This window comes from Tepidicaulis marinus, from assembly GCF_000739695.1.
Classification (GTDB): Bacteria; Pseudomonadota; Alphaproteobacteria; order Parvibaculales; family Parvibaculaceae; genus Tepidicaulis; species Tepidicaulis marinus.
Genome location: NZ_BBIO01000009.1, coordinates 130,544 through 137,388, shown reverse-complemented (window position 1 = coordinate 137,388; position 6,845 = coordinate 130,544). Strand labels below are relative to the sequence as shown.

The 6,845-nt window shown below is 60.1% G+C and carries 9 protein-coding genes and 1 tRNA gene; 4 read left to right on the top strand and 6 right to left on the bottom strand.

The window, feature by feature from the left end; genetic code table 11:
- Positions 1-46 precede the first annotated feature (46 nt).
- Positions 47-610 (top strand): HNH endonuclease, encoded by a 564-nt coding sequence (locus tag M2A_RS09980; protein ID WP_244444420.1) that lies wholly within the window; start codon positions 47-49, stop codon positions 608-610.
- Here the strand turns inward: M2A_RS09980 and M2A_RS09975 are convergent.
- From M2A_RS09975 to M2A_RS09960, 4 genes are all read right to left on the bottom strand, one after another.
- Positions 583-1,170, bottom strand: coding sequence for a PAS domain-containing protein (locus tag M2A_RS09975; protein ID WP_045446586.1), 588 nt, complete (start codon positions 1,168-1,170; stop codon positions 583-585). The two genes, M2A_RS09980 and M2A_RS09975, sit on opposite strands and share 28 nt — an antisense overlap.
- Before the next feature lie 110 nt (positions 1,171-1,280).
- A complete protein-coding gene (locus M2A_RS09970) occupies positions 1,281-1,874 on the bottom strand; it encodes a demethoxyubiquinone hydroxylase family protein (protein WP_045446583.1) in 594 nt (197 codons plus the stop codon).
- Complete coding sequence (locus M2A_RS09965) at positions 1,871-2,398, bottom strand: disulfide bond formation protein B (protein WP_045446580.1); 528 nt, start codon at positions 2,396-2,398, stop codon at positions 1,871-1,873. Before M2A_RS09965 ends, M2A_RS09970 begins: the two co-directional genes overlap by 4 nt.
- 18 nt (positions 2,399-2,416) lie before the next feature.
- Positions 2,417-2,998, bottom strand: coding sequence for a YqaA family protein (locus M2A_RS09960; protein WP_045446577.1), 582 nt, complete (start codon positions 2,996-2,998; stop codon positions 2,417-2,419).
- Positions 2,999-3,161: 163 nt separating this feature from the next.
- Between M2A_RS09960 and M2A_RS09955 the strand changes: the two genes are divergently transcribed.
- Positions 3,162-3,248 (top strand) — tRNA-Leu (locus M2A_RS09955).
- A gap of 58 nt (positions 3,249-3,306) precedes the next feature.
- Here M2A_RS09955 and M2A_RS09950 read toward each other — a convergent pair.
- Positions 3,307-4,029, bottom strand: coding sequence for a TetR/AcrR family transcriptional regulator (locus M2A_RS09950; RefSeq protein ID WP_045446574.1), 723 nt, complete (start codon positions 4,027-4,029; stop codon positions 3,307-3,309).
- Positions 4,030-4,204: 175 nt separating this feature from the next.
- Here M2A_RS09950 and M2A_RS09945 point away from each other — a divergent pair, with 175 nt between their 5' ends.
- The gene (locus M2A_RS09945; RefSeq protein ID WP_045446571.1) at positions 4,205-4,546 is read left to right on the top strand and encodes an arsenate reductase; all 342 of its coding nucleotides are present in this window, start codon (positions 4,205-4,207) and stop codon (positions 4,544-4,546) included.
- Here M2A_RS09945 and M2A_RS09940 read toward each other — a convergent pair.
- Entirely contained in the window at positions 4,543-4,851 is a 309-nt protein-coding gene (locus M2A_RS09940) for a sulfurtransferase TusA family protein (protein ID WP_045446674.1), read from the bottom strand. The genes M2A_RS09945 and M2A_RS09940 overlap by 4 nt on opposite strands.
- Before the next feature lie 175 nt (positions 4,852-5,026).
- Between M2A_RS09940 and M2A_RS09935 the strand changes: the two genes are divergently transcribed.
- The gene (locus tag M2A_RS09935) at positions 5,027-6,823 is read left to right on the top strand and encodes a long-chain-acyl-CoA synthetase (RefSeq protein ID WP_045446568.1); all 1,797 of its coding nucleotides are present in this window, start codon (positions 5,027-5,029) and stop codon (positions 6,821-6,823) included.
- Positions 6,824-6,845: the final 22 nt, after the last annotated feature.

The following is a 6,845-nucleotide window of genomic DNA, read 5'->3' as shown; positions in this document are numbered from 1 at the left end:
ATATAGTAGTTTTTCGGCAGGCAGAATGACAGAGGGAGGTCCGTCAGTGAGCCAGGCCGCGTTTGTTTCGCCGGATGCGTGTCCGGCCCTCGTCCTGAACGCCGACTACCGGCCGCTCAGCTATTATCCTTTGTCTTTATGGTCCTGGCAGGACGCGATCAAGGCGGTCTTTCTGGACCGGGTGAATATCGTCTCCACTTATGACACGGCGGTGCATAGCCCGAGTTTCGAGATCAAACTGCCTTCCGTCGTTTGCCTGAAATCCTATGTGAAGCCGGCGAAATATCCCGCCTTCACCAGGTTCAATGTTTTCCTGCGCGACAAGTTCGAATGCCAATATTGCGGCGATGCGCATGAGCTGACATTCGACCATGTCATTCCGCGTTCGAAAGGCGGGCAAACCGTTTGGGAAAATGTCGTGGCCGCCTGCGCGCCTTGTAATTTGCGCAAAGGCAACAGGCTGCCCAAGGATGCAGGCATGATCCCGGCGCAAAAACCCTGTCAGCCCACGGTGCATGAGCTGCACCGTAACGGGCGCCGCTTCCCGCCCAACTATCTGCACACGAGCTGGCGCGATTATCTTTATTGGGACAGCGAGCTGGAACCGTAAGCGGGGGCGGGCTCATAGGCGCAAGGGACGATGGGGTTGCCGAAATCGACCGCGGCCAGCACCATGGCCGTCACACCGCTTTCTTCTCCGGCAAAGGGAAGGAAAAGCGAATTGAAGACGATTTTCTGTCCCTCCGCCCAGCACATTTTCTTTTGCGTCAAAAATGCCTGGCCGGTTTTACGGCACTGCTCGAGGCGCATGATGGTGCCCGCCAAGTTTCCCGCAGGAAAAATTTCATCGAGATAATGGTTCGAGAAATCGGCGCCGATATAGCGTTGCAGTTCGCTGCCCATGAGGGGAATGAGATAGCGGCCTGTTTCCGGCTCGAACTGAAAAACGAAAATATGCGCCATGGTGTCGCCCGCGGTCTGGGGGGAGAATGCGTCCCAGGCAGGCGGCGTGCCCTCAAGACGGAGCCATAGCGCATAGAGCTTGCCGAATAGAGGGTGGCCCGGCGCATGGCGCGCCACCGGTAGTTCGAGCAAGGAAGATGTCGTCACTTCTGAGGTGGGCCGGTTCGAAAAAGGCCCGCTCAAAGCGGGTTTGTCGGAAGTGGGCATGGGGGTGTACTCAGCTTTCCGGGAATATTTCCGTCTACGTACAGACTATTCCGCGCTGAGTCGTTAACCACACCGGCGGTGCGGCATTCTATCGCGCCGCGGAGCCGCCGTCAGACTTTCTCCGATAGCCGGATCGCCAGTCTGCAGGCGGATTTTATGGCGCCTGCAAGCAAAGGATAGCCAGGAGTATCTTTTGCGCCTTTCTCCAGCGCTTCGTCTCTATGCGCCACTTCTTCCAGGCGGAATTTTTCGATCGTCTCGCAAAGCGGCTTTTCTTCCTCGCCCAGCGCTTCAAGTTCGCGCACCTGGGAGGCGTAATGTTCGTCGATCACTTCTTCCACGGCAACCGTGCAGGCATGGGCGGCTTTTTCGCCCATAAGCGCGGTGGCCGCGCCCATCGCATAACCTGCGACATGCCAGAAGGGCGAAAAGGCGGTGGGGCGCACATGGCGCTCGTTCAGCAATTCGTTGAAGCGGGCCAGGTGTTCCTGTTCCTCCGCTTCCATGCGTGCCAGCGCTTCTCTCGTTTCGGTTTTATGCGCCAGTGTTTTGAAGACGGCAAGCTGACCGGCATAGATGCGCACGGCGCCATATTCACCGGCATGATCCACGCGCAGCATTTCCTTGATGCGCTCGGGCGTGCGCGGGTTGCCCGGCTGCGGGCGCTGCGATGTCTTTGGTGTTGCGTTTTTCGGCTCGCTCATTCGTCATCCTCCACGCCTTGCTGCGTATAGGCCCGGATGAGGGGCAGGGCGCTCAAACCGGCAAGGCCAAGTGAGATCAGCACATTGTAGCCTGCCAGAGATAGGCCGAAGAGGGACCATGGCACCTCGTCGCAGCGTACCGGCCGCGCGCCCTGCAATTGCGCCTGAAGGTCCGTGACGGAACCGGGGAAGGCGAGCCCGCCGCTGCAGCCGGCGGGGCCCTCCCACCAGCCATATTCGACGCCGGCATGATGAATGCCGAGCCCGGTGCTGACGATGAAGATCAGCGTCAGTGCGCCCATCAGCGCCAGCGGAATGATGCCGATATTCGCCTCGCGGCTGGCAATGCCTGCAAGAAAGGCGAGCGGCAGGGCGGCATAGTAAGGATTGCGCTGCACAAGGCAGAGGCTGCAGGGCTGCAGGCCGATGACATGTTCGAAGAAAAGCGCCCCGCCAAGGGTCAGCGCGGTGATGGCGAGCACCCACCAGGGGGCCGACCGGCTGGGAATGGGGATCAGGGCCACGGCTTTTCTCCTTGCAGATTAGAGCACTAAGCTGACGGCAAGAAAGCCGCCGATCAAGAGGATGACAAAGAGAATTGAAAGAAGGCCGAAATATTTGTCGATAAAGGCGCGGATGGGCGGGCCGAACCACCACAAAAGCGCGGCCACTGCAAAAAAGCGCAGGCCCCTTGCCGCGCAGCTGGCGATGAAGAAGACCGCCAGATTGAGCTGAGTGACGCCGCTGGCAATGGTGAAGATCTTGTAAGGGATCGGCGTCAGCCCGGCGGTGAAAACGATCCAGGCGCCGTAAGCATTGTAGCTCCCCTGCACGGCGGCGAATTTTTCGTGATAGCCGTACACATCCAGGATCCAGGCGCCCAATGTGTCGAAGAGAAAATAGCCGATGGCGTAACCGGCGATCCCGCCCAGCACGGAGGCAATGGTGCAGATCAGCGCATATTCGAAGGCGCGCTTGCGCTCGGCCAGCACCATGGGCATGAGCGCGACATCGGGCGGGACGGGAAAGAACGAGCTTTCGGCAAAGGAAATTGCGGCCAGCCACCAGCGCGCATGGCGATGGGCGGCGACGGAAAGGGTCCAGTCGTAGAGCTTTCTAAGCATGCTGATTTGCTTACAGGGGGCGGGCGGACCTGTCTATGGGCTTATGGCCGGGCCGGGACCTGCAGTTTTTGAGGCGGGACATGCGGTTTCCATTGACGCGCGGGCGCCTGTCCCTATCATGGCGCCGCTTCGGCCAAGGCGTCATCGGCGCTTTCAGCCTCGTGCGGGTGTGGCGGAACTGGTAGACGCGCTGGATTCAAAATCCAGTTCTGGTGACAGAGTGTCGGTTCGAGTCCGACCACCCGCACCACGCTTCGCCTTCGGCTTCGCGTGGCGCAGCCACGGGGAGGTGAAGCGAGGAGGCCGTGTCAGGCCTTTTTCCCGTCCGTATGATCCTCACCCTGTTTGCCCGTCTGCTTGTAAGGTTCGATGGCGTGGCGCTCCAGGAGCGCGGCGAGCCAGCCGCGAAAGCGGTGGGCGGTTTCGGCATCGGCGGCAAGGCCGGCGGCCTGATAAAAGTCCCGGCCCATGATCGCCTCGCCGACAGCTGCATAAGCGGTGAGCATGACCATGAAGACGGTGTCTTCGTGATCGGGGGCGGGGGTTTCCTTTTCCTCGGAAAAGCGCACGCGCTGGCTATGCAGACGCTCGGAAACGTCCTGGAGCAATTCGGCGGACGGATTGACCGGCTTGGTGCGCTCCGAATTCGTGAGCAAAAGCCAGGAAAGAAGCCGTGCCGTGCCCCGGTCGCTCAATGCTTCGAACGCGCTTTCGATAAGCTCAAGGCTATGAGTGTCTTGTTCCTCGCCCGTGATATCGGGAATGGTGGAGAAGAGCTTGTCGCGCAGCTGGGCGGTGGCCCGTGAAATAAGCGCGCGCACCAGCCCGTCCCGGCTTTCGAAATGGTGGAGAATGGCCGGATGGGAAATGCCGACATCGCGGGCAATGTCCTGGAGGCGGATGCCTTCCGGCCCCTGTTCGGCGAGGCGCTTTTCAGCGGCATCGAGGATCAGGCGCTGGGCTTCTTCGGCGGTGCGGCGAATGCGTTTGGCAGACGGTTTTTCGGCGACCGTCTGTTGCTCGGTGCTCAAGCTGCAATCCTTTTCGTTCTGCTCGGGTCCATGAGGGGACACCCTTCCTAGGGTATATCCCCTGAATGAGATGATAGCAGCCAGGCCCAGCAAAGAAAGAGGGCAGGGCTTCTGCTATATTTTCCGCGATTCGGGGGCGGTGTTTCGCCCTTTTCCAGCCTTTCGGGAGCCTTCCATGCGCGTTTACGGCCTTAAAAACTGCGATACCTGCAAAAAAGCGCTGAAATGGCTGAAGGACGAAGGGCTGGAGGCAGACTTTCACGATGTGCGCGCGGACGGGGTGAGCGAGGCGCAGATTGCCGGCTGGGCGAAGAAAGCGGGCTGGGAGGTGCTGCTCAACCGGCGGGGCACGACCTGGCGCGGGCTTTCGGAAGCTGAAAAAGCGGGCGTCGACGAGAAAAGCGCCATTGCGTTGATGGCCGCGCACCCGGCTTTGATCAAGCGGCCGGTCTTCGAGCGGGGCGCGGATGTGCTGGTCGGTTTCGGCAAAGAGCAGCAGGCAGCGCTCAAGGGCTAAGCCTTTTCCTCTTTGCCTTCATCTTCCGTCTGCCGAACGGCGCCCCGCGCAATGCGGAAATAGGTGACGGGGCCGTCCTGGCGCTTGCCTAGAAACTCATGCCCGCTTTCGGCGCAAAAATGCGGCATGTCGATTGCCGCCACCGGGTCCGTGGCCGCCACTTCCAAAATCTCGCCGGCGCGCATACCCAGAAGTTTTTTACGGGCTTTCAATACGGGCAGCGGGCAATTGAGACCCCGCGCATCCAGAAAAACGTCCGCAGGCGGCATTTCTTGAGAAGGGGAGGCGGGGCTGTCGCTCGGCATCTTTTCCAGGTCCATGGGCTTGTGGGGCGCGGCGGGCGGATCATGACGCGTTTATGCGCATTTGTCAGCGCTGCGCGGCGGTTTTCGGCCCCTTTTCAGCCGGTTTTCCTTGACCCATTTTCCGGGGGCAGCGCATAAAGAACTTGCAAGGGAAAACACAAATCTGGAGGACGTAATGGGGGTTTTTGGCCGTATCGGAAAAGAGATTACCTATGTGCGCTCGGCGCTGCGCACGCTCAAACGGCTGAATACCGTTTACGACAATCCCGACCGTACCTTTGCCGACATTATCGAGGATCTGGCCCGCGACAAGCCGAACAATGTGGCGATCTATTTCGAGGACCGCGCCCTTACCTATAAGCAGTTCAACGAGGAAGCGAACCGCTACGCCCATTGGGTGCGCGCGCAGGGGCTGGGCAAAGGCGATGTCGTGGCGCTGCTCATGGAAAACCGGCCCGAATATCTCGTTGCCTGGCTTGGGATCATCAAGGCAGGCGGCCAGGCCGCGCTGATCAACACGAACCTGACGGGCGGCCCGCTTGCCCATTGCCTGAATATTTCCGGCGCAAGCCACCTCGTTCTGGGCGCGGAATGCGCCGAGGCGCTGGGCTCGGTTGCCGGCCAGCTCGAGCGGCCTATGAAAGCCTGGGCGACGGGCGGTACGGTGCAGGGGGTCGACAACCTCGACGATGTGCTGGCCCAGCAGCCCACGTCCGATCCCGCGCCCGAAGTGCGCAAGGACCTGACCATCGAGGATGGGGCGCTTTTCATTTATACGAGCGGGACGACGGGCAACCCGAAGGCCGCGCGCATTCCCCATGTGCGTCTCCTCGGCATGATGGGATCTTTCTCGGCTGCCACGGCTGCGACGGAGAAAGACCGCATGTATGTCTGCCTGCCGCTTTATCATTCCGCGGGCGGGGTTTGCGCGGTCGGTACGACGCTGACGGTCGGCGGCGCGGTGATCATCCGGCGCAAGTTTTCGGCGCGCGAGTTCTGGGACGACGTGCACAAATATAAGGCGACGCTCTTCCAATATATCGGCGAGCTTTGCCGCTATCTCATCAATACCGATCCGCATCCAAAGGAGCGCAAGCACAAGCTGCGCGTTGCGATCGGCAATGGCTTGCGCCCGGAAATCTGGCCGACCTTCCAGAAGCGCTTCAAGATTCCCAATATCGTGGAGTTCTACGGGGCGACGGAAGGCAATGTCGCGCTGATGAATTTCGACGGTACGGTGGGCGCGGTCGGGCGCATTCCCGGCTGGGCGAAATCGAAATTCAATGTCGAGCTCGTGCGCTTCGATATCGAGAACGAACAGCCCATCCGCGGTGAGGATGGGTTCTGCATCCGCTGCAAACCCGGCGAAGTGGGCGAAGCCTTGGGTGAAATTCTGAACGACCCGACGAAACCCTCGGCCCGCTTCGAAGGTTATGCCAAGAAGGAAGAAACGGAAAAGAAGATCCTGCGCAATGTCTTCCGCGAAGGCGATGCCTGGTTCCGTTCCGGCGACCTGCTGAAGCAGGATGCGCGCGGCTATTTCTACTTCATCGACCGGATCGGCGACACGTTCCGCTGGAAAGGCGAGAATGTGGCGACCTCGGAAGTGGCCGAAGTGCTCTCGGTTTTCCCCGGCATCGAAGAGGCGAATGTTTACGGCGTGCATGTGCCGGGCGCCGACGGGCGCGCAGGGATGGCCTCCATCGTCGGCAAGGACCTCGATATGGCGGGCCTGCACAAGCATATCTCCTCGCAATTGCCCGAATATGCCCAGCCGCTTTTCCTCAGGGTGCAGCCGGAAATGGAAATCACCGGCACCTTCAAGCACCGCAAGGTCGATCTCGTGAAGGAAGGTTTCGACCCGGAAGTCATCGACGAGCCGATTTTCTTCAATGACCCGATTGCAAAAGTTTTCGTGCCTTTGGACAAAGCGCTCTACGAAAAGATTTGCTCCGGCGATTTTCGCCTGTAAAAGAATGGTGTGAGGCAACAAG

Coding starts and splice junctions, on each gene's coding strand:
- M2A_RS09945 (WP_045446571.1), top strand. CDS start 4,205: ATGCGCGTTTACGGCCTTAAAAACTGCGATACCTGCAAAAAAGCGCTG.
- M2A_RS09960 (WP_045446577.1), bottom strand. CDS start 2,998: ATGCTTAGAAAGCTCTACGACTGGACCCTTTCCGTCGCCGCCCATCGC.
- M2A_RS09970 (WP_045446583.1), bottom strand. CDS start 1,874: ATGAGCGAGCCGAAAAACGCAACACCAAAGACATCGCAGCGCCCGCAG.
- M2A_RS09975 (WP_045446586.1), bottom strand. CDS start 1,170: ATGCCCACTTCCGACAAACCCGCTTTGAGCGGGCCTTTTTCGAACCGG.
- M2A_RS09940 (WP_045446674.1), bottom strand. CDS start 4,851: ATGCCGAGCGACAGCCCCGCCTCCCCTTCTCAAGAAATGCCGCCTGCG.
- M2A_RS09935 (WP_045446568.1), top strand. CDS start 5,027: ATGGGGGTTTTTGGCCGTATCGGAAAAGAGATTACCTATGTGCGCTCG.